The sequence below is a fragment of the Falsiroseomonas tokyonensis genome (assembly GCF_019024325.1).
GTDB classification, from domain to species: Bacteria; Pseudomonadota; Alphaproteobacteria; order Acetobacterales; family Acetobacteraceae; genus Falsiroseomonas; species Falsiroseomonas tokyonensis.
In genome coordinates, this window is record NZ_JAFNJS010000003.1 from 427,152 (window position 1) to 448,890 (window position 21,739).

At 70.6% G+C, this 21,739-nt stretch carries 19 protein-coding genes; 14 read left to right on the forward strand and 5 right to left on the reverse strand.

Annotated features, from left to right (window positions below; all coding sequences use genetic code 11):
* Positions 1 to 37: 37 nt before the first annotated feature.
* The 3 genes from J3S20_RS12575 (at position 38) to J3S20_RS12585 (ending at position 2,589) form a co-directional block, all read left to right on the forward strand.
* Positions 38 to 1,117, forward strand: a complete 1,080-nt coding sequence (locus J3S20_RS12575; protein ID WP_216836818.1) for an SMP-30/gluconolactonase/LRE family protein — start codon at positions 38 to 40, stop codon at positions 1,115 to 1,117.
* Between the two features lie 89 nt (positions 1,118 to 1,206).
* Complete coding sequence (locus J3S20_RS12580) at positions 1,207 to 1,905, forward strand: glutathione binding-like protein (protein ID WP_216836819.1); 699 nt, start codon at positions 1,207 to 1,209, stop codon at positions 1,903 to 1,905.
* 39 nt (positions 1,906 to 1,944) lie between these two features.
* Positions 1,945 to 2,589: a VOC family protein gene (locus J3S20_RS12585; protein WP_216836820.1), complete on the forward strand. Its 645-nt coding sequence runs from the start codon at positions 1,945 to 1,947 to the stop codon at positions 2,587 to 2,589.
* 327 nt (positions 2,590 to 2,916) lie between these two features.
* Here J3S20_RS12585 and J3S20_RS12590 read toward each other — a convergent pair whose 3' ends face one another.
* The gene (locus J3S20_RS12590; RefSeq protein WP_343215213.1) at positions 2,917 to 3,531 is read right to left on the reverse strand and encodes a class I SAM-dependent methyltransferase; all 615 of its coding nucleotides are present in this window, start codon (positions 3,529 to 3,531) and stop codon (positions 2,917 to 2,919) included.
* 143 nt (positions 3,532 to 3,674) lie between these two features.
* On the opposite strand from J3S20_RS12590, the gene J3S20_RS12595 reads away from it, so the two are divergent.
* Complete coding sequence (locus J3S20_RS12595; protein ID WP_216836821.1) at positions 3,675 to 5,075, forward strand: PleD family two-component system response regulator; 1,401 nt, start codon at positions 3,675 to 3,677, stop codon at positions 5,073 to 5,075.
* A gap of 118 nt (positions 5,076 to 5,193) precedes the next feature.
* Here J3S20_RS12595 and rpmG read toward each other — a convergent pair whose 3' ends face one another.
* A complete protein-coding gene (rpmG, locus tag J3S20_RS12600) occupies positions 5,194 to 5,367 on the reverse strand; it encodes a 50S ribosomal protein L33 (protein ID WP_216836822.1) in 174 nt (57 codons plus the stop codon).
* 99 nt (positions 5,368 to 5,466) lie between these two features.
* Positions 5,467 to 6,438, reverse strand: a complete 972-nt coding sequence (locus J3S20_RS12605; protein ID WP_246602724.1) for a Bug family tripartite tricarboxylate transporter substrate binding protein — start codon at positions 6,436 to 6,438, stop codon at positions 5,467 to 5,469.
* A gap of 180 nt (positions 6,439 to 6,618) precedes the next feature.
* On the opposite strand from J3S20_RS12605, the gene pyrC reads away from it, so the two are divergent.
* From pyrC to J3S20_RS12640, 7 genes are read left to right on the forward strand one after another with little or no spacing between them, the layout of a single operon-like run.
* Positions 6,619 to 7,887, forward strand: coding sequence for a dihydroorotase (pyrC, locus tag J3S20_RS12610; RefSeq protein WP_216836824.1), 1,269 nt, complete (start codon positions 6,619 to 6,621; stop codon positions 7,885 to 7,887).
* On the forward strand, positions 7,884 to 8,474 hold the full coding sequence (gene plsY / locus J3S20_RS12615; protein ID WP_343215214.1) for a glycerol-3-phosphate 1-O-acyltransferase PlsY: 591 nt from the start codon (positions 7,884 to 7,886) through the stop codon (positions 8,472 to 8,474). Before pyrC ends, plsY begins: the two co-directional genes overlap by 4 nt.
* A complete protein-coding gene (locus tag J3S20_RS30820; protein WP_216836825.1) occupies positions 8,471 to 9,067 on the forward strand; it encodes a GNAT family N-acetyltransferase in 597 nt (198 codons plus the stop codon). The genes plsY and J3S20_RS30820 overlap by 4 nt, the downstream gene beginning before the upstream one ends.
* Positions 9,064 to 10,167 carry a DNA-processing protein DprA gene (dprA, locus tag J3S20_RS12625; protein WP_216836826.1) on the forward strand — a complete coding sequence of 368 codons (1,104 nt, stop codon included), beginning with the start codon at positions 9,064 to 9,066 and terminating at the stop codon, positions 10,165 to 10,167. Before J3S20_RS30820 ends, dprA begins: the two co-directional genes overlap by 4 nt.
* A 50-nt stretch (positions 10,168 to 10,217) precedes the next feature.
* Positions 10,218 to 12,977 (forward strand): type I DNA topoisomerase, encoded by a 2,760-nt coding sequence (gene topA / locus J3S20_RS12630; protein ID WP_216836827.1) that lies wholly within the window; start codon positions 10,218 to 10,220, stop codon positions 12,975 to 12,977.
* Positions 12,978 to 12,982: 5 nt separating this feature from the next.
* Positions 12,983 to 15,268 (forward strand): ribonuclease R, encoded by a 2,286-nt coding sequence (rnr, locus tag J3S20_RS12635; protein ID WP_456305695.1) that lies wholly within the window; start codon positions 12,983 to 12,985, stop codon positions 15,266 to 15,268.
* A 14-nt stretch (positions 15,269 to 15,282) separates the two neighbouring features.
* Complete coding sequence (locus J3S20_RS12640) at positions 15,283 to 16,800, forward strand: S41 family peptidase (RefSeq protein WP_216836829.1); 1,518 nt, start codon at positions 15,283 to 15,285, stop codon at positions 16,798 to 16,800.
* 150 nt (positions 16,801 to 16,950) lie between these two features.
* On the opposite strand, the gene J3S20_RS12645 is transcribed toward J3S20_RS12640, so the two are convergent.
* Both J3S20_RS12645 and ruvX read right to left on the reverse strand, forming a co-directional pair.
* On the reverse strand, positions 16,951 to 17,889 hold the full coding sequence (locus J3S20_RS12645) for an aspartate carbamoyltransferase catalytic subunit (protein WP_216836830.1): 939 nt from the start codon (positions 17,887 to 17,889) through the stop codon (positions 16,951 to 16,953).
* Positions 17,890 to 17,898: 9 nt separating this feature from the next.
* The gene (ruvX, locus tag J3S20_RS12650) at positions 17,899 to 18,366 is read right to left on the reverse strand and encodes a Holliday junction resolvase RuvX (protein WP_216836831.1); all 468 of its coding nucleotides are present in this window, start codon (positions 18,364 to 18,366) and stop codon (positions 17,899 to 17,901) included.
* A gap of 81 nt (positions 18,367 to 18,447) precedes the next feature.
* Between ruvX and gatC the strand changes: the two genes are divergently transcribed.
* From gatC to gatB, 3 genes are read left to right on the forward strand one after another with little or no spacing between them, the layout of a single operon-like run.
* A complete protein-coding gene (gene gatC, locus J3S20_RS12655) occupies positions 18,448 to 18,744 on the forward strand; it encodes an Asp-tRNA(Asn)/Glu-tRNA(Gln) amidotransferase subunit GatC (protein WP_216836832.1) in 297 nt (98 codons plus the stop codon).
* Positions 18,744 to 20,231 (forward strand): Asp-tRNA(Asn)/Glu-tRNA(Gln) amidotransferase subunit GatA, encoded by a 1,488-nt coding sequence (gene gatA, locus J3S20_RS12660; RefSeq protein WP_216836833.1) that lies wholly within the window; start codon positions 18,744 to 18,746, stop codon positions 20,229 to 20,231. The genes gatC and gatA overlap by 1 nt, the downstream gene beginning before the upstream one ends.
* Positions 20,228 to 21,679, forward strand: coding sequence for an Asp-tRNA(Asn)/Glu-tRNA(Gln) amidotransferase subunit GatB (gatB, locus tag J3S20_RS12665; RefSeq protein WP_216836834.1), 1,452 nt, complete (start codon positions 20,228 to 20,230; stop codon positions 21,677 to 21,679). Before gatA ends, gatB begins: the two co-directional genes overlap by 4 nt.
* Positions 21,680 to 21,739 lie beyond the last annotated feature (60 nt).

A 21,739-nucleotide genomic window follows, 5' to 3' on the forward strand; every position in this document is an offset into this window, starting at 1 on the left:
CCTCCCCGGGCCCGCCAGGGCCAATGGAGGAAACAACATGAAGCCTCTCCCCGACCCGTCGCGCCGCGCCCTGCTCGGCGCGGCCGCCGCGCTGGCCGCGACACCGGCGCTCGCCCAGCGCAGCTACGGCCCCAACGCGCCGCCGCAGCGCTACCCCGACCCCGACATCATCGCCATCGACCCGCGCCGCTTCACGGCGAAGCTGGGCAATTCCGCCATCACCCGGCTGCACACCGGCATGGGCTGGGCCGAGGGACCCGCCTGGCACGCCACCGGCAAATTCCTGATCTGGTCGGATATCCCGAACGACGAATGCCTGCGCCTGGTGGAGGAGGACTTGACCACCCACCGCCGCTTCCGCAGCCCCTCCGGCTATTCCAACGGCAATACCTTCGATCGCGAGGGCCGCCAGATCGCCTTCCGCCACTTCCATCGCGACGTGGTGCGCTACGAGCGCGACGGCCGCGTCACGGTGCTGGCCGATCGCGGCCCGGACGGCGCCTTCAACGCGCCGAATGACGGCGTGGTGCACCCGGAGGACGGCGCGCTGTGGTTCACCGATCCTGGCTATGGCGGGCTGATGGATTACGAGGGCAATCGCGTGCCCGAATCCGCCCGCTCGCCCCGCCCCTTCATCAAGGAGGCGATCTACCGGATTGACGCGCAATCCGGCCAGGTCACGAAGGTGGCGGACGACGTGTTCAAGCCGAACGGCCTGTGTTTTTCGCCCGACTACCGCACGCTGTATGTCGCGGATACCGGCCGCAGCCACTACCCCGATGCCGCCAGCCAGATCTGGGCCTATGAGGTGGACGGCCCCCGCCTGCGCAATCCGCGCCGCTTCGCCGAGATGACGCTGGACGGCCGCACCGGCATGGTGGACGGCATCCGCTGCGATGAATCCGGCAATGTCTGGGCCGCCATGGGCTGGGTCGGCGAAGGCTATGACGGGGTGCATGTCTTCGCCCCCGACGGCGCCCGCATCGGCCAGATCCGCCTGCCCGAGATCTGCGCCAATCTCTGCTTCGGCGGCACGCGGCGGAACCGGCTGTTCATGTGCGCCAGCCAGTCGCTCTACATGGTGCCGGTGGAGACGCGCGGCGCGCATTTCTGCTGACTTCCCGGCGGGTCAGACCCGGCCGCGGCGCCTTGCAAGGTGGCCGCGGCCGGCCCAACCTGCGGCGCGAGGAATGCCGGGAGCGCCGCATGACGATCGAGGTCTTCACCTGGCCCACGCCGAATGGCCACAAGGTGCATATCGCGCTGGAGGAGCTGGGCCTGGCCTATACCGTGGTGCCCGTGAACATCGGCGCCGGGGAGCAGTTCAAGCCGGATTTCCTCGCCATCACGCCGAACCACCGCATCCCCGCCATCGTGGATCCGGATGGGCCGGGCGGGCAGCGGCTCGCGCTGTTCGAGTCGGGCGCCATCCTGGTCTACTTGGCGGAGAAGGCCGGCGCGCTGATCCCCGCCGACCCCGCCGGCCGCTACACCTGCCTGCAATGGCTGATGTTCCAGATGGGCGGCGTCGGGCCGATGTTCGGCCAGTACGGCCACTTCCATAGCTACGCGCCGGAGGTCATCCCCTATGCGCGCGACCGCTATGCGAAGGAGGTGGGGCGGCTGCATCGCGTGCTGGACAAGCGGCTGAGCGAGGCCGCCTTCCTGGCCGGCGATGACTATTCCATCGCCGACATCGCCACCTTCCCCTGGATCCGCAATCCGGAGCGTCGGGCGATCGACCTGGCCGACTTCCCGCATGTGAAGCGCTGGCACGATGCCATCGCGGCGCGGCCGGCGGTGCAGCGGGGCGTGGCCGTGCTGGCGCAGAACCAGCGCGTCGGCGGCATGACGGACCAGGAACGCGAAGTGCTGTTCGGCAAGACCCAGTTCCAGGCCCGCTGAGCGCCCCTTGCGGGGCCATTTGACAGAACAGGACAGACCATGGCCGAGATCGACCACATCGTGGTGGGCGCCCGCACCCTGGAGGAGGGGGCGGACTACATCGAGGCGCAGCTGGGTGTGCGGCCCGGCAAGGGCGGCAGCCATCCGGGCGTCGGCACGCACAACATGCTGCTCAGCCTGGGCCCGCAGCAGTATCTGGAGGTGATCGCCCCCGACCCGGCGCAGGACACGCCGCCGCATCCGCGGCCCTTCGACCTGGACGATCCGGCGGTGAAGCTGATGCTGGAGGCAGGCCCCCATCTGCTGGCCTGGGTGGCGCGCACGCCCGCGCTGGACGCGGTGGCCGCCAGGCTCGGTCCCAGCCAGGTGGGGGAGGTGCGTTCCATGTCGCGCGGCGACCTGACCTGGCGCATGGCCTTCCCGCCGCAGCGCCAGGACATGGGCAATCTGATCCCGCCGCTGATCCAGTGGGATGACGGGAAGGGCGCCGCGCCGCGGCTGAAGAAATCCGGCTGCAAATTGCTGGCGCTGGAAGCCGAGCATCCGGATGCCGAGCAGCTGCGCGAGGTGCTGCGCCAGCGCGGGTTGGAGGAGGCGCTGAAGGTGCGCCGCAGCCCGCATCCGCGCCTGGTCGCGCGCATCGCCCGCCCCGATGGCGCCGAGGTGGCGCTGCGCAGCGGCTGAGGCAGACCGTTCCGCGGCGCGCCAGGGCCTGTGGACAGTTGGGGCCGGGATGTGGCCGGCGAGGGATTTTTCGGGCTGGGAAGGAAGACAGCGGAGCCGATGGCTACCCATCGGCGAGCATGGCTGACGCACCCAGCGCGGAAAAGCACCGCCGGACGCTCCCGCAGGCCAACTGTCCACAGGCCCTAAAGCACTATCCGGTAACACTGAATCGGTGTTATCGGATTTCGTGCTTTAGAAACAATAACTTCTAGAGCGCGAGATCCGTCCGGGAGGACGGATCGTGCTCCAGTCTCCGCGCCGCGTCCTGGGGCGTTGCGGCGCGGGCTATGACCGGGCAGGCTGGTAGTGCCAGACGCTGGCCGGCGGGAAGTTCAGTGGAGTCCAGACCTCCCGCTTCGCCGTCAGGCCGAGCTGGCGATAGGGAAGCGGCGAGGTGATGCAGTAGGTGTACAGGAGAAAGCCCTTTCCGGGGGCCACCGCTTCCACCGCATCGACGAATCGCTGCTGGTCCGCCCGCGGCAGCAACACCAGGGGAATCCCGCAGATTGCCGTGCCCACCTTGCCATGCATCGCCTCCGGCAGCGCCTTCGGCAGCTCGAAGGCATCGCCGCAGATGACATTCACCCCCGGCAGGGCGGCCCGCAGGTGGTCTGCCATGTCGCGCACGATCTCGACCACCACCAGCTTCTCCGCCGGCACGCCGGCGGCGAGCAGGGCGCGCGAGATCACGCCGGTGCCGGCGCCGAGCTCGACCACCACCTCATCCTCCGCGCGCTTCACCAGCGCCGCGATCCGCCGGCACAGCGTGTCGGAGGAGGGGATGATGGATCCCATCTGCAGGGGGTTCGCCAGCCAGCGCTTGAAGAACAGGCTGGCATTGGCGACATCGCGATGGCCCGCCTTCGGCAGTGCCTGCTCGCCGCGTGTGATGTCCGACACTGATTTCTCCTTGACAGATTTGTGACCATGTGCATCAGGGCAGCCAGGCTGCGTGTAGCCGGATCTTCGCCGCGTCACCAGATCGCCGCGGCGCTGCCGCGCGTTGCGGGCTGCGAACGGGCTGGAAGTGAGCGGCAGGCCCCATGACCGCGCGCATCCTTGTCGTCGATGACATCGCCGCAAACCTCCGGCTGCTCGAGATCAAGCTGCTGAACGAGTACTACGAGGTGGCCATCGCTGCCTCGGGGCCCGAGGCGCTGGCGACGGTGCAACGCTGGATGCCCGATGTCGTTCTGCTGGACGTCATGATGCCGGGCATGGACGGCTATGAGGTCTGCCGCCGGCTGAAGGCGCAGCCCGGCACCGCGCATATCCCCGTGGTCATGATCACCGCGCTGACCGATCCGGCGGAGCGGGTGCGGGGGCTGGAGGCGGGGGCGGATGACTTCCTCTCCAAGCCCGTGGACGACGCCACCCTGTTTGCCCGGCTGCGCGCCCTGCTGCGCATGAAGCAGGTGCTGGATGCCTGGCGCCTGCGGGCGGAGACGGCGCGCGACCTGGGCTTCGAACCCCCGCCGGGCCCATCGCCCAGCGTCGCCGGCGCCCGGGCACTGATTGTGAACGAGGATGCGGCGGAGGCCGATGCCCTGGCCGTCGTGCTCGGCGGCGATGGGATCGAGGTGACGCATTGCACCGACCCCACCGAATCCTGGGACATCCTGCAGGACGGGCTGCATGACGTGGTGCTGCTGAGCCTGTCGCTGGATGGCGGCGATGCGCTGCGCCTGGCCTCCCGCCTCCGCGCCCATGCCAGCACGCGGGACGTGCCGGTGCTGCTGGTGGCGGATCCCGGCCAGAAAGGGCTGGTGCTGCGCGGCTTCGACCTCGGCGCCAACGACCACGTGATCCGCCCGGTCGATCCGAACGAGCTGCGCGCCCGGGTGCGCAACCAGATCCGCCGCAAGCGCTACCAGGAAAGGCTGCGCGCCGACCTGGACCGCAGCCTGGAAATGGCGGTGACGGACCCGCTGACCGGGCTGCGCAACCGCCGCTATGTCCGCCGCCACCTGGAAGGTGTGCTGCGCAATTCCGGCGCCTGCGTGCTGCTGATGGATGTGGACCGCTTCAAGCTGGTGAACGACACCCATGGCCATGCCGCCGGCGACCTGGTGCTGCGCGAGGTGGCGGAGCGTGTCCGCGGCCATCTGCGCGCCGCCGATGTGGTCGCCCGCTATGGCGGGGAGGAGTTCCTGGTGGTGATGTCCGGCGCCGCGACCGAGGATGGCATGCTGGTGGCCGAGCGGCTGCGCGCGGCCATCGGCACGGTGCCGATCCTGGCGGATGGCACCTCGCTCAGCATCACGGTCAGCATCGGCGTCGCCGCCGGCGGCATTGGCGCGCAGGCCGATGACGTGATCAGCGCGGCCGATTCGGCCCTGTACCGGGGCAAGAACAGCGGCCGCAACCTGGTGCTGGCCGCCGAGAAGGCGGATTGGCCGCATTCCGCCGACCAGGGCAAGCCCGCCGCGCGCAGCACGCGCTGAAGCTTGCCCGCCGCGCGCAGCGCGCGCTGAAGCTTGAACGCGCAAAAACCGCGCCAGACCAGGGGTCCGGCGCGGCCTTCGGCCGATCAGCAGGGCGGGGGCAAGGCCCCCGGCTGGGTTACTTGATCTTGGACTCGCGGAACAGCACGTGCTTCCGGGCGACCGGATCGTACTTCTTCATCTCGAGCTTGCCGGTGGCGTTCCGGGTGTTCTTCTTGGTCACGTAGAAATAGCCCGTCGACGGCTCGGCCGTGCTGATGAGCTTGATCAGGATGGTATTGGCCTTGGCCATCGGGCAGGTTCCAGCACAGGAAACGGTTTGGGGGCGGACCTTGCGGACCACCCGGCACAGGGGGGCGTTCTAGCCCGGCGGGGGCTCAGGTCAAGTGTTTCAGTTGGCGGTCGCCCCGCTGGCCCGCACCACCGGCACCCATTCGGCCAGTTCGCGCTTCAGGAAGGCGGCGAATTCGGCCGGGCTGCCCTCGGCAATCGGCGGCAGGTCCTGCTCCACCAGCCGGGTCCGGGTCGCGGGTTCCAGCAGCGCCTCGCGCACCGCGGCGTTCATCCGGGTGACGATGGCTTCCGGCGTGCCGGCCGGGGCGAACAGGCCGAACCAGGAATAGGCCTTGTAGCCGGGCAGCCCGGCCTCCGCCGCCGTCGGCACATCCGGCATCAGCGGGGATCGGGCATCGGTCGCCACCGCGAGGCAGCGCAGCTTGCCGGCCGCGTGATGGGGCGCGATCAGCGCCGGCGTGTCGAAGCAGAGGCTCACCTGGCCCGCCAGCATATCCGCCAGCATCGGCGCGCTGCCGCGATAGGGCACATGCGTCGCCTCCGCCCCGATGGCGTTCAGGAAGGCCACCGCGCCGATATGCGCGGACCCGCCGGCGCCGCCGGTGCCATAGGCATACTTGCCCGGATTGGCCTTCAGCAGGGCGATGAGGCCCGCGAGATCCGTCACGCCGAGGGAGGGGTGCACGGTGATGCAGATCGGCACCATCACGGTGGGCGCCACCGCGACGAAGTCGCGTTCCGGGTCATAGGGCAGGCGGTCGCCATAGAGGCCCACCGCCAGCACATGGGTGGAGATGGTGCCCATCAGGAAGACGCTGCCGTCGCGCGCGGCCTTGGCCACCGAATCGGAGCCGATGGTGCCACCCGCGCCGCCACGATTCTCGATCACCACCGGCTGGCCGAGGATCTGCTGGATGCGTGGCGCCAGCAGCCGGGTGGAGACATCGGTGCTGCCGCCGGCGGCGAAGGGCACCACGATGCGCACCGGGCGGGTCGGCCAGTCGGCCTGGGCGAGGGCAGGGGTGGCCAGGAGGCCGGCGGGCAAAGCGAGCAGGGAGCGGCGGTGCATGGGGCGGGGCCTCGGGAGCGAAGGCCGCAGCATAGGCCGCGCCGGCGCCGCGCATAGCGGGGTCCCGTCGCCGCCCAGGGCCGGCCGCTGCAAGCTTCGACTGCAGGCGGTGCCCGCTTCGCCGCCGGATGCGGCAGCGGCACGCTGGCGGGACTCGCGGCGGCGATTATAAGGGTGGCGATGTCCGATCTCCTCCTCCTCAATGCCCGCCTGCTCGACCCCGCCGCGGGGCTCGATGCGCCCGGATCGCTGCTGGTGCGGGATGGCCTCATCCTGGACCATGGCGGCAACCTCGGCGTGCCGGAGGGTGCGACGGTGGTGGATGCCGAGGGCGCCTGCCTGGCCCCCGGACTGATCGACCTGCGCGCGGCGCTCGGCGAGCCCGGCGCGGAGCACCGCGAGACCATCGCCTCCGCCGCCCAGGCCGCGGCGGCGGGGGGCATCACCACCCTCTGCGCCCTGCCGGACACCACGCCGGCCATCGACGACCCGGCGCTGGTCGCCTTCCTGGCCCGCCAGGCCGGCGCCAGCCTGACCATCCTGCCCTATGGCGCGGCGACGCGGGGCTGTGCCGGCAAGGACATTTCCGAATTCGGCCTGCTGCGGGAGGCGGGGGCGGTGGCCTTCACCGATGGAAGGCGCGCCATCGGGCCGGCGCGGCTGATGCGCCTGGCGCTGTCCTATGCCCGCGCCTTCGGCAGCTTTGTGGTGCAGCATCCGGAGGAGCCCAGCCTCGCCGGTGGCGGCGCCGCGACGGAGGGCGAGCGCGCCACCCGCATGGGCCTGCCGGGCATTCCGGCGGCGGCCGAGGCGATGATGGTGGAGCGCGACATCGCCCTCGCCCGGCTCTCCGGCGGCCATGTCCATTTCGCCCATGTCAGCACCGGCGCGGCGCTGGCGGCGATCCGCCGCGCCAAGGCCGAGGGGCTGCGCGTCACCTGCGACACCGCGCCGCCCTATTTCGACCTGAACGAGACGGCGATCGGCGAGTACCGCACATACGCGAAACTCTCCCCGCCGCTGCGCGAGGAGGCGGACCGGCTGGCGGTGGTGGCGGCGCTGGCGGATGGCACGATCGATGCCATCGCCTCCGACCACCAGCCGCATGATGCCGATGACAAGCGCCTGCCCTTTGCCCAGGCGGAGCCGGGGGGCGCGGGCCTCGCCACGCTGCTGGCGGTGACCCTGGCCCAGGTGCATGGCGGCAAGCTGCCGCTGCTGGAGGCGCTGGGCCTGATGACATCGCGGCCGGCGAAGCTTTTGGGGCTGGAGACGGGCGTGCTGAAGAAGGGCGCGCCGGCGGATCTGGTGCTGTTCAGCCTGGAGCGCGGCTGGCAGGTGGTCTCGGGCAAACTGCCGGGCAAGGCGCAGAACACGCCCTTCGACGGGCGGGCGCTGGAGGGGCGGGTGCTCGGCACCTGGAAGGCGGGGCGGAGGGTTTTCGGGTGAGCACCGGCCTGATCCTCGCCGCGGCGCTGGGCTATCTGCTGGGCTCCGTGCCCTATGGGCTGCTGCTGACCAAGGCCGCGGGGCTGGGCGATGTGCGGGCCATCGGCTCGGGCAGCATCGGCGCCACCAATGTGCTGCGCACCGGCAACAAGAAGCTGGCCGCCGCCACGCTGGTGCTGGATGCGGCCAAGGGCGCCGTGGCGCTGCTGCTGGCCCGCTGGATCTGGGGCGAGGACGCGGCCCTGCTGGCAGGCTTCGCGGCGCTGCTGGGGCACACCTTTCCGGTCTGGCTCGGTTTTCGGGGCGGCAAGGGCGTGGCCACCGGGGCGGGGGTGATCCTCGCCGCGCAGCCGGGGCTCGGGCTTCTGCTGCTCGGCGTCTGGCTGGCCATGGCGGTGCTGACGCGCATCTCCTCGCTCAGCGCCCTCACCGTCTGTGCGCTGGCGCCGGTGGTGGCGGCGCTGTCCGGGGACTGGCGGCTGGCCGGCTTTTGCCTGGGCGTGGCCCTGCTGATCACCATCCGCCACCACGCGAATATCCGCCGCCTGATCGCAGGCACGGAACCGCGGATCGGCAGGCGCGGGTGAGGCCGTTCATCCGCCCCTATGTGCCGGATGATCTGGATAGCCTCTATGCCATTTCGCTCGCCACGGGTGCGGCGGGTGGAGATGCGAGGGCGCTCTACGCGGATGGCCGTTTGCTGGGCCACATCTACTCCGCCCCCTATGCCGTGCTCAGCCCCGAGACGGTGTTCATTGCAGAGGATAGCGCCGGCCCCGCCGGCTTCGTGCTCGGCGCGCCGGACACCCTTGCCTTCGAGGACCGGCTGGAACGGGACTGGTGGCCGGCTCTGCGGCAGCGCTACCCGCAACCGGCCGGCCCGCCCGAGGCCTGGGACCATGACGCGCGGCGGTGCCACCGCATCCATGCCCCTCGCCGCACGCCGCCCCGGATCTTCAACGCGTTTCCGGCGCATCTACACCTGAACCTTCTGCCACGCATGCAGGGCAGGGGCTGGGGCCGTGCCCTGCTCGAACGCTGGATCGACGCCATCCGGCCCGGCGGCCTGCATGTTGGCGTCAATCCGGACAATCAGCGGGCCATCGGTTTCTGGCAGGCCTCCGGCTTTCATAACCTGGCGCCGTCCGAGGGCGTCGTCTGGCTCGGGCGCGCGGCATGAAGGACGCCCTGGCGGCGCTGCGCCTGTCCCGCACCGAGGGCATCGGCCCCGCCACCTTCCTTCGCCTGATCGCCCGCCATGGCAGCGCCGCCGCCGCCCTGGCCGCGCTGCCGGCGCACGCCGCCCGCACGGGCCGTGCCTTCGCCCCGCCGCCGGTAGCCGAGATCGAGCGCGAGATGATCGCGGTGGAGCGCATGGGCGGGTCCTTCCTGTACCTGGACGATCCCGCCTACCCGCCGCTGCTGGCGCTGCTGGAGGATCCGCCGCCGGTGCTGGCGGTGCTGGGCGATGCCTCCGTGCTCAAGCGCCGCCAGGTCGGCGTGGTCGGCGCGCGCTCCGCCTCCGCCGCCGGGCGGCGGCTGGCGGAGGAGCTGGCGGCGGGGCTCTGCATGGGCGGCGTGGCGGTCACCTCCGGCCTCGCGCGCGGGATCGACGCGGCGGCGCATCTTGGTGCGCTGCAGGCACACGGTCGCACCATCGCGGTGGTCGCCGGCGGGCTGGACCAGCCCTATCCGCCCGAGAATGCCGGGCTGCAGGCGCGCATCGCGGCGGAGGGCGGGGTGGTGGTCAGCGAGGCGCCGCTCGGCACCGCGCCCATGGCGCGCCACTTCCCCCGCCGCAACCGCATCGTCGCCGGGCTGGTGCTGGGGCTGGTGGTGGTGGAGGCGGCGCCGCGTTCCGGCAGCCTGATCACCGCCCGCCTGGCGCTGGAGGCGGGGCGGGAGCTGTTTGCCGTGCCCGGCAGCCCGATGGACCCCCGCGCCAGGGGCGGCAACGACCTGATCCGCCAGGGCGCCCATCTGACCGAAACGGCGGAGGATGTGCTGGCCAATCTGCCCGCCCAGCCGCTCGAACTGCCGCTGTTTTCCCTACCGCCGGCGCCCGTTAACCCGTCGCCCGGCCCGGTTTCGGCCCCCGCGCCCCCGGAATCGCAGGCGCAAATCCTTGAATTGATTGGATCGGTACCCGTTGCCGTTGACGATCTGGTCCGCCGCTGCCAGCTATCTGCGCCATCCGTCCAGGCGATCCTGCTCGACCTGGAGCTGTCCGGGCTGGTGGAATGCCTGCCCGGCAACCGGGTCGTGCGGTCAGTCAGCTGACCGTTCGGGCGATCGGGGCGGGACAAGCGCGCGAAGGCGAAACGAGAGAAATGACCGACGTCGTCGTGGTCGAGAGCCCCGCGAAGGCCAAGACCATCAACAAGTATCTCGGCGGCGACTTCACGGTCCTCGCCTCCTTCGGCCATGTCCGCGACCTGCCGGCCAAGGATGGCAGCGTCCGGCCGGACGAGGATTTCGCGATGGACTGGGAGGCGGATGAGCGCGGCGACCGGCAGATCGCCGCCATCGCCAAGTCGCTGAAGGGCGCCCGCCGCCTGTTCCTGGCCACCGACCCGGATCGGGAGGGGGAGGCGATTTCCTGGCATGTGAAGGACATGCTGGCCCGCCGCGGCGTGTTGAAGGGCGTCGAGGTGCATCGCATCACCTTCAACGAGATCACCAAGCGCGCCATCCAATACGCCGTGGCGCATCCGCGCGACCTGGATGTGCCGCTGATCGACGCCTATCTGGCGCGCCGCGCGCTGGACTACCTGGTGGGCTTTAACCTGTCCCCGGTGCTGTGGCGGAAACTGCCGGGCAGCCGCTCCGCCGGCCGGGTGCAGTCGGTCGCGCTGCGGCTGATCTGCGAGCGCGAGGCCGAGATCGAGGCGTTTCGGGCGCGGGAATACTGGACCGTCGAGGCGCGCTTCGCGACGCCGTCGGGTGCGCCATTCAGCGCCCGGCTGACGCATCACGAGGGCCGTAAGCTCGAGCAGTTCGACCTGCCGAACGAGGCGACCGCCATGGCCGCCAAGGCCGCGGTCGAGGCGGGCAAGTTCAGTGTCGCGAGTGTCGAGAAGCGGCGCACGCGGCGAAACCCGCCGCCGCCCTTCACCACCTCTACGCTCCAGATGGAGGCTTCGAGAAAACTCGGCATGGGCGCGCAGGCGGCGATGCGGGTGGCGCAGCAACTCTATGAAGGCACCGATATCGGCGGCGAGAGTGTCGGCCTCATCACCTATATGCGGACGGACGGCGTGCAGATGTCGCGCGAGGCGATCTTCGCCATCCGCGACCATGTGAAGGAGGCCTTCGGCGGCGACTATGTGCCGGGGGCGCCGCGCGAATATTCCTCGAAGGCGAAGAATGCGCAGGAGGCGCATGAGGCGATCCGGCCCACCGATGTCTCCCGCACGCCGGAGCAGGTGGCCCGCTTCCTCGATGAGCGGCAGCGCAAGCTCTATGAGCTGATCTGGAAGCGCGCGGTCGCCAGCCAGATGCAGTCGGCCGAGATCGACCAGACGGCGGTGGAACTGGTGGAGCCCAGCGGCCGCACGAAGCTGCGCGCCACCGGCTCCGTCATCGCCTTCGACGGCTTCCTGCGGCTGTACCGGGAGGACGAGGACGACCGCGCGGCCGATGCCCGCGCCGGCATCGCCACCGCCGGGCCCGAGCCGGATGACGAGAGCCGCACCCTGCCGCCGATGCGGGAGAAGGATGCGGTGAAGTCCGGCCCCGTCACCGCCAGCCAGCATTTCACCCAGCCGCCGCCGCGCTTCTCGGAGGCCACGCTGGTGAAGCGGCTGGAGGAGCTGGGGATCGGCCGCCCCTCCACCTATGCCTCCATCCTGCAGGTCCTGCAGGACCGTGACTATGTGAAACTGGACAAGCGGCGCTTCGTGCCGGAGGACCGCGGGCGGCTGGTGACGGCCTTCCTGGTCTCCTTCTTCGAACGCTATGTGGATACTGGCTTCACCGCGGGGCTGGAGGAGAAGCTCGACGATATCTCGGGCGGCCGGGCCGATTGGCGCGCGGTGATGCGCGCCTTCTGGGACGATTTCTCGAAGGCCATCGCGGCGACCAGCGAGCTGACCATCAGCGATGTCATCGACGCGCTGGACGAGGATCTCGGGCCGCATTTCTTCCCCGCCCGCGCCGATGGCACGGACCCCCGCGGCTGCCCGGCCTGTTCGGGTGGGCGGCTGGGGCTGCGGCTGGGGCGGACCGGCGCCTTCATCGGCTGCTCCAATTATCCGGAGTGCCGCTACACGCGGCCGCTGGTGGCGCCGGGCTCGGAGGCCGAGGGGGCCGCGGGCTTCAATGAGGGGCAGCGCGAGCTGGGCGTGGACCCGGCGACGGGGAAGGCCATCAGCCTGCGCCGCGGGCCCTACGGGCTTTACGTCCAGCTCGGTGAGGAAACCCTCGACGAGAAGGGCAAGAAGGTGAAACCGCGCCGCGCCAGCCTGGCCCGCGGCATGGACCCGGACAGCCTGACCCTGGAACGCGCGCTCGCCCTGCTCTCGCTGCCGCGCATCGTCGGCGTGCATCCGGAGACGGCGGAGGAGATCACGGCCGCCATCGGGCGCTTCGGCCCCTATGTGAAGATGGGCCAGCTCTTCAAGTCGCTGGACCCGGATGACGATGTGCTGGTCATCGGGCTGAACCGCGCCATGGCGCTGCTGGCGGATGTGAAGCCGCGCGGGCGGGCGCTGGGCGATCATCCCTCCGGCGGCAATGTGGATGTGCGGCGCGGGCGCTTCGGGCCCTTCGTCATGCATGGCAGCCGCGTCGCCTCCATGCCCAAGTCGATGGATTTCGACACGGTGACGCTGGAGGAGGCGGTGAAGCTGCTGGCCGAGAAGGGCAAGGAGCTGCCGCCGCTGAAGGGCAAGAAGGGCGCCAAGAAGGCGGCGCCCAAGAAGGCGGCCAAGCCGGAGGGCGAGGCGCCGGCCCCGAAGAAGGCGCCGGCCAAGAAGGCGGCACCGAAGAAGGCCGCGGCCAAGCCGGCCGCGAAGAAGGCCCCGGCCAAGGCTGCCGTGAAGCCCAAGGCCGCTGCGGCCAAGAAGCCGGCCGCGCGGAAGGCCGGCTGAGCGTGGTGCGGCGCGGTCCCCCCGCCAAGGGCCACGCCGCCCGCAAGCCGAAGAGCGCCGGCGGCGGCAAGGCGCCTCGCCGCCGCACCGGCATCCCGGAAGCCGCGCCCGCCGCCCTGCCCAGCCTGGCACAGCTGCGCGACTTTCTGCGCGCGGCGCCGGGCCGTGTCGGCAAGACGGAGATCGCGCGGCATTTCGGCCTCTCCTGCGACCAGCGGCCGGCGCTGCGCGAATTGCTGCGTGGCCTGAAGGAGTCCGGCCAGGCCACCCCGGTGGGCCGCAAGGGCCTGGCGGCCCCGGAACGCCTGCCCGAGATGGCGCCGGTGGAGGTGGTGGGCACCGATCCCGATGGCGACCCGATCGCACGCCCCCTTCAATGGGACCGCGACCGCGGCCCGCCGCCCGTCATCTTCATGCAGCGCGAGGCGCGCGGCCAGGCGGCCCTCGCGCCGGGCGAAAGGGTGCTGGCGCGGCTGAAATTCATCGGCGGCAACAAATACGAAGGCCGCACCTTCAAGCGCATCGCCCGCGAAACGCCGGCCCGCATCCTCGGCGTCTTCGAGGAGGGCCGCATCATCCCGACCGATCGCCGCCAGCGCGCCGATTGGCGTGTGGCGGAGGTGAACGGCGCACGCCCCGGCGATATCGTCCTGGCCGAGCCGATGCCGACGCATCACAGCCTGGGCCCCCGCCCGGCCCGCATCGTCGAGGTGCTGGGCCGGATGGGGGAGGCGCGCTCCGTCTCCCTCATCTGCATCCATGCCCATGGCATCCCCGATGTCTTCCCGGCCGAGGCGGTGGAACAGGCCGAGGCGGCGCGCGGCGTGACCAAGCGCGGGCGGGAGGATCTGCGCGACATCCCGCTGGTCACCATTGATGGCGAGGATGCGCGCGACTTCGACGATGCCGTCTGGGCGGAGCCCGTGCCGGAAGGCTGGCGCTGCCTGGTGGCCATCGCCGATGTCGCCCATTACGTCACGCCCGACAGCGCGCTGGACCGTGAGGCCTGGGCGCGCGGCAATTCGGTCTATTTCCCCGACCGCGTCGTGCCGATGCTGCCCGAGGCGCTGTCCAATGGCTGGTGCAGCCTGCGCCCCAACGAGCCGCGCGGCTGCCTTTTCGTCGAGATGCGCTTCGACCGCGCGGGCCGGAAGCTGGCGCACCGCTTCGGGCGCGGCATCATGCGCTCCGCCGCCCGCCTCACCTACGAGCAGGTGCAGGCGGCGCGGGAGGAGGGGACGGTGCCGGAGGGGGTGCCGGCCGATCTGCTCGGCCACCTCTACGGCGCCTTCGAATCCCTGCTGGCCGACCGCGCCCGCCGCGGCACGCTGGAGCTGGATGTGCCTGAACGCCGCGTGCTGCTGGACGAGGCCGGCAAGGTGCAGGCGGTGGTGCCCCGCTCGCGGCTCGATTCGCACCGGCTGATCGAGGAATTCATGGTCGCCGCCAATGTCTGCGCGGCGGAGGAGCTGGAGCGTCTGAGCCAGCCCTGCATGTACCGGATCCATGACCGGCCCTCGGACGCCAAGCTGGAGGGGCTGCGCCAGTTCCTCGAATCGCTGGGCCTGAAGCTGCCGGCGCGGGACCGCATCCATCCGCGCGACTTCGGGGGCATCCTCGCCGCGGTGAAGGACAAGCCGGAGGACCGGCTGGTGAACGAGGCGGTGCTGCGCGGCCAGTCCCAGGCCGAATACTCGCCCGACAATATCGGCCATTTCGGCCTGGCTCTGGCCCGCTACGCCCATTTCACCAGCCCGATTCGCCGCTATGCGGACCTTCTGGTGCATCGCGCGCTGATCGCGGGCCTGGCACTCGGCAGGAACGGGCTGGTCCCGGCGGAGGCGGCGCGCTTTCCGGACACCGCAGAACACATCACCCAGACCGAAAGACGGGCCGCGATGGCGGAACGTGACGCCATCGACCGCTATCTTGCTGCTTTCATGGCAACACGTGTCGGAGAAGTTTTCGAAGCGCGGATTTCCGGGGTGACACGCTTCGGCCTGTTCGTCACCGTGCAGGAGAACGGCGCCAGCGGGATTGTTCCGCTTGCGTCCTTGCCGGACGACCGATGGCAGTTGGACGAGGCCGGGCATGCGATGTCCGGTCGCAATACAAGGCTGACCTTCTCGCTGGGCCAGACGGTCGAGGTGAGGCTGTCGGAGGCCACCCCGCGCACGGGGGGGATGGTCTTCGGCCTGATGCAGGGCGCGCCACGGCCCGGCGGGCGTTCGGGAAAATCCGCGCAAAATTCCAAGCACAATTCTTCTGGCAAGGGCGCGCGGCGGCGCTAGTTCCGCTGGTGCTGATGGCGGCGCTGCTGGCCGGCGCGCCGGCCGCCAGCACCCTGGCCCAGGACCAGATGGCGATCTCCTCCAGCGTCCCGGCCGGGGCGCTGGAGGCGGTGCTGGCGCCGAGCCATGCGCTGATCTTGGAACGGCACCTGGAGGCCACAAGCCCGGCCAATCTCGTGCTGTGGTCGCTGCGCGGCCTCAGCGTGCTGGACACCCGCTTCAATGCGGAAATCCGCCAGGACCGGATCCTGCTGCTGGGCGAAGATCGGGTGCTGGCCAATGCGGCGCTTGCCCCGCTGGTGGCGCCGGGGCGGCCCGATGCGCTGGGCCAGGCGGTCGCCACCGCGCTCGGCCAGTTCTACACCGCCGCTTGGCGCGCCTCCCCCCAGGTGCGGGAGGCGGGGGCGGAGCGCCTGCTGGCCTCGGGTTTCGAGGAGCTGTTCAACCACCTCGACCCCTATAGCCGCTACGTCCCCGCCGCCGATGCGCGGGAGGCACGCCAGCGCCGCGTCGGCCAGTCCGGCCTCGGCCTGCGCGTGGCGGCGCAGCGCAATGCGCTGGTGATCGATGCGGTGACGCGGGACGGCCCGGCGGCCCAGGCCGGTATCCGGGTGGGGGAACAGCTGGTGGCGGTGGATGGCAGGCGCCTCGGCCCGCGCGATCCCGGCCTGGCGGCCACCCTGCTGGAAGGGCCGGAGGGCAGCGAGGTGACGCTGACCCTGCTGCGCGGCGGCCGCCGCCGGGTGGTGACGCTGGTGCGCGAGCTGGTGGTGGCGGAGACGGTGACGGCGGAGCGCCGCAACGACATCCTGTATGTGCGCCTCTCCGGCTTCTCCGCGGTGACAGATCGCCGCCTGACCCAGGTGCTGCGCGACGCCTTCGCCGAGGGCATGCCGAACGGCGTGGTGCTGGACCTGCGCGGCAATCGCGGCGGGCTGCTGAGCCAGGCGGTGGCGGTGGCGGATGCCTTCCTGACGGATGGGGAGGTGATGCGCACCGAGGGCCGCCACCCGGAGGCGAACCGCCGCTACCTGGCCGCTGGGCAGGACCTGGCGGAAGGGCGGCCGGTGGTGGTGCTGGTGGATGGCCGCACCGCCTCCTCGGCCGAGATCGTGGCGACGGCGCTTTCGGAACGCGGCCGCGCCGTGGTGGTGGGCAGCGCCACCATGGGCAAGGGGCTGATCCAGCTGGTGGCGCCGCTGCCGAACGGGGCGGAGCTGCTGGTGACCTGGTCGCGGATCGTGGCGCTGTCCGGCTGGCCGATCCAGGGCTTGGGCGTGCTGCCCGCGCTCTGTACCAGCCTGGGGCCGGAGGTGCTGGCCCAGGGCCTGGCGCAGCTTCGCCAGGGCCAGGCGCCAATGGGCCGCATGCTGGCCCGCCAGCGCGCGGCGCGCGCCCCGGTGCTGGCCAGCGAGATGACGGCGCTGCGCAATGCCTGCCCGCCGGCGGAGGGGCGGGAGGATGACCGCCTGGCGGCCCGCGCCCTGATCGAGACGCCGGAGGCCTATGCCACCGCGCTGCGGGTGCCTTAGGGCAGTGCGACGACAACGAAGGAGCGGACTTACCTGCGGCCGGCACCGGCGGCCGAGGCCGCGAACGCGGCCCGCCGCCTATGCGGCGCAGCCAAGCGCAGCGCCGGCGATTGAGGGGCCCTTGAGCGGTACGCGAAAAGGGCCGCTGGATCAGGTATTCCGGCGCTGGTTCCGCGCCAGCACGTCCAACACTGCCATGCGCACCGCGACGCCCATTTCCACCTGTTCACCGATGACGCTGCGCAGGGGATCGTCGGCGATGGCGCTGTCGATTTCCACGCCGCGATTCATCGGGCCGGGATGCATGACGATGGCATCGGGCTTGGCATAGGCCAGCTTCTCCGCATCCAGCCCGTAGAAGCGGAAGAATTCGCGGGCGCTGGGCACCTGGCCGCCGGACATCCGTTCCTTCTGCAGCCGCAGCATCATGACGACGTCGGCCTCGGCCAGGCCGGTCTTCATGCTGTGGTGCACCTCCACCCCCAGCGCCGCGGCCTCGGCCGGGATCAGGGTGGGCGGGCCCACGATGCGGACGCGGCAATTCATCGCCAGCAGCAGGTGGATATTCGACCGCGCGACGCGGGAGTGCAGCACGTCGCCGCAGATGGCCACCGTCAGCCCCTCCAGGCTGCCCTTGCGGCGGCGGATGGTCAGCGCATCCAGCAGCGCCTGGGTCGGGTGCTCATGCGTGCCGTCCCCGGCATTGATCACCGCCGCATCCACCTTCTGGGCCAGCAGCGCCGGCGCGCCGGATTGCCCATGGCGCACCACCAGCAGGTCCGTGTGCATGGCGTTCAGGGTGGAGGCGGTATCGAGCAGCGTCTCGCCCTTGTTCACCGAGCTGGTGGAGACCGTCATATTGACGATGTCCGCCCCCAGCCGCTTGCCGGCCAGCTCGAAGCTGGTGCGGGTGCGGGTGCTGTCCTCGAAGAACAGGTTTATCAGCGTGCGGCCCTTGAGCAGGTCGCGCTGGGTTTTGCCCTGGCGGTTCAGTAGCGCATAGTTCTCCGCCAGATCCAGCAGATCGGCGATATAGGGCGGCTCGAGGCCCTCGATGGCGAGCAGGTGGCGGTGGGGGTAGGGGAGCATGGCGCGAACCTACGCCGGGCCCGCGCTGGCATCCAGAGCGGCCTGGAGCATATAGGCGGCCGCCGCGGCATCCACGGCCTTGGCCCGCTTGGCGCGCGACAGGTCGGCCGTGATCATCATCCGGTTCACGGCGGCCGAGGACAGGCGCTCGTCCCAGAGCGCCAGTGGCAGGCCGGTGGCGGCGGCCACCGCCAGCGCCCAATCCTTCGCCGCCTGCGCCGCCGGGCCGAAGCTGCCATCCATGGACAAGGGCAGCCCCGCGACCAGCCCGCCGGCCCCTTCCTTCTTCGCAATCCGCGCAATCTCCGCCGCATTGGCCGCCAGCTTGCCGCGGGCGATGGCGCCATAGGGCGAGGCCAGCATCAGCGAGACATCGGAGAGCGCGACGCCGATGATCCGCGCGCCGGGGTCGAGGCCGATGAGGCGCGCATCGCGGGGCAGGGCGGCGCGCAGGTCGCGCATGTTGATGGCGGGCATGGGCGCCGTTATGTTCCCCCGCTCGCCGTCTGACAAAGCCTCTTGGGCAAACCCAGGCAGATCAAGGATTTCCTGAAGAAAATGTCCCTCGATACCGCCACAATCCGGCGCATCGCCTCGCTCGCCCGCATCAGGCTGGACGAGTCCGAGGTGCAGCAGGCGCAGGCCGAGATCAACGGGATCCTGGGCTGGATCGAGCAATTGCAGGAAGTGGAGACGGAGGGCGTGGAGCCGATGGCCGGCGGCAGCCCCGTGGCCCAGGCCCGCGCGCGGCTGCGCCCCGACGTGGTGACGGATGGCGGCCAGGCCGATGCCATCCTGGCCAATGCCCCGGATCGCCAGGGCGAATATTTTGGCGTGCCGAAGGTGGTCGAGTGATGCATCCCACGGATTTCACCCTGCGCGGCGCGATCGACGCGCTGAACGAAGGCACGATCAGCAGCGTCGAGCTGACGAACGCGCATCTGGACGGCATCGCCAAGCTGAACCCACGGCTGAACGCCTATATCACCGTGACGGCGGAGAAGGCGCTGGCGGCCGCCAAGGCCAGCGACGAACGGCGCCGCCAGGGCACGGTGGGCGCGCTGGAAGGCATTCCCCTCGCCATCAAGGACCTGTTCTGCACGGCGGGCACGCGCACCACGGCGGGCAGCCGCATCCTCGACAGCTTCGTGCCGCCCTATGAGAGCACGGTCAGCCAGAACCTGCTGGACGACGGTGCTGTGTTTTTGGGCAAGGCGAATCTCGACGAATTCGCCATGGGGTCGTCGAACACCACCAGCGCCAGCGGGCCGGTGGAGAATCCCTGGAGCCGGGCGAACGATCCCGACACGCGGCTGGTGCCGGGCGGGTCCTCCGGTGGCTCCGCCGCCGCGGTTGCGGCGCGGCTGGCGCTGGGCGCGACGGCGACGGATACCGGCGGCTCCATCCGTCAGCCCGCCGCCTTCTGCGGCATCGCGGGCATCAAGCCGACCTATGGGCGCTGCTCCCGCTTCGGCATCGTGGCCTTCGCCAGCTCGCTCGACCAGGCGGGGCCGGTGGCGCGCACGGTGGAGGATTGCGCCATCCTGCTGAAGTCGATGGCCGGCTTCGATCCGAGGGACTCCACCAGCGCGGACATGCCTGTGCCGGACTTTGCGAAGGCGTGCGAGCGCGGCGTGAAGGGCCTGCGGATCGGCGTGCCGAAGGAATACCGGCTGGACGGCATGGCGCCGGAGATCGTGGCGCTCTGGGAGCAGGGCCTGGCCTGGCTGCGCGACGCCGGGGCGGAGACCGTCGAGGTCAGCCTGCCGCATGCGAAATACGCGCTGCCCACCTACTACATCGTGGCGCCGGCGGAGGCGTCCTCCAATCTCGCCCGCTATGACGGCGTGCGCTTCGGCATGCGGGTGACGGAGCCTGGCTCCGACCTGCGCGACCTGTATGAGCGCACCCGCGCCGCCGGCTTCGGCGCCGAGGTGCGGCGGCGGATCATGATCGGCACCTATGTGCTGAGCGCCGGCTACTACGACGCCTACTATCTCAAGGCCCAGAAGGTCCGCGCCCTGATCCGACGCGACTTCGAGCAGGCCTATGAGAAAGTCGACGCCATCCTGACGCCGGCGACGCCGTCCGCCGCCTTCGGCATGGATGAGAAGCAGGACGACCCGGTGGCAATGTACCTGAACGACATCTTTACGGTCACCGCGAACCTGGCGGGGCTGCCGGGGCTCGCGGTGCCGGCGGGGCTGGACGGGCAGGGCCTGCCGCTCGGGTTGCAGGTGATCGGGCGCGCCTTCGATGAGGAGACGGTCTTTGCGGTCGGGCGCACGCTGGAACGGGCAGCCAATTTCACGGCGCTGCCGGGGCTGAGGGCGGGGGCATGAGCTACACGATCGAGGGCCGCACCGGCCCCTGGGAACTCGTCATCGGCCTGGAGATCCACGCCCAGGTCATCAGCCAGGCAAAACTCTTCTCCGGCGCCGCGACGGCCTTCGGGGCGGAGCCGAACAGCCAGGTGTCCTTCATCGATGCCGGCTTCCCCGGCATGCTGCCCGTCATCAACCAGGAATGCGTGGCCCAGGCCGTGCGCACGGGCCTCGGGCTGAATGCGCAGGTGAACCTCTGGTCGCGCTTCGACCGGAAGAACTACTTCTACGCCGACCTGCCGCAGGGCTATCAGATCAGCCAGTTCGCCCACCCGATCATCGGGGAGGGTGCGGTGGAGATCACGCTCGGCGACGGCACGACGAAGACCATCGGCATCACCCGGCTGCATCTGGAACAGGATGCCGGCAAGTCGCTGCATGACCAGCATGCCACCAAATCCTTCATCGACCTGAACCGCTCCGGCGTCGCGCTGATGGAGATCGTCTCCGAGCCCGACATGCGGAGCCCCGAGGAAGCCGGCGCCTATCTGACGAAGATCCGGCAGATCCTGCGCTACCTCGGCACCTGCGACGGCAATATGGACGAGGGCTCGATGCGGGCCGATGTGAATGTCTCCGTCCGCAAGGCGGGCGAGGGGTTCCGCACGCGCTGCGAGGTGAAGAACGTCAACTCCATCCGCTTCGTCATGCAGGCGGTGGAGGCCGAGGCGCGGCGGCAGATCGAGGTCTGGGAATCGGGCGAGGAGGTCTTCCAGGAAACCCGCCTGTTTGACACCGCGCGCGGCGTCACGCGGTCCATGCGCTCCAAGGAGGATGCGCATGACTACCGCTACTTCCCGGAGCCGGACCTGCCCCCGCTGGTGCTGGATTCGGATTGGGTGGCGGCGCTGAAGGCGGCGCTGCCGGAACTGCCGGATGCGCGGCGCGCGCGCTACACCGCCATGGGCCTGACCGCCTATGACGCCCATGTGCTGACGCTGGAGAAGGAGACGGCTGTCTTCTTCGAGACGGTGGCCAAGGGCCGCGACGCGAAGCTGGCCGCGAATTGGGTGACGGGCGATTTCTTCGCGGCCCTGAACCGCCTGAAGCGCGACGTCAGCGATCCGCCGGTGACGGCTGAGAACCTCGGCGCGCTGCTGGACCTGATCAGCGACAAGACCCTGTCCGGCAGCCTGGCCAAGCAGGTCTTCGAGGCGATGCTCGAGACCGGCAAGGCGCCGGGCGAGATCGTCGAGGAGCGCGGGCTGAAGCAGGTGACGGACACCGGCGCGATCGAGGCGGTGGTGGCGCAGGTGATGGCGGCCAATGCCGACAAGGTCGCGGAGTATCGCAGCGGCAAGGAAAAGCTGTTCGGCTTCTTCGTGGGCCAGACGATGAAGGCGATGCAGGGCAAGGGAAATCCGGCCCTGGTGAATGAGGTGGTGAAGACCGCGCTGGCGGGGTGAAGCGCCTCCCTCCCCTGCGAAGCGGGGGAGGGTCGGGGTGGGGGGTTTCATGGCGGGCGG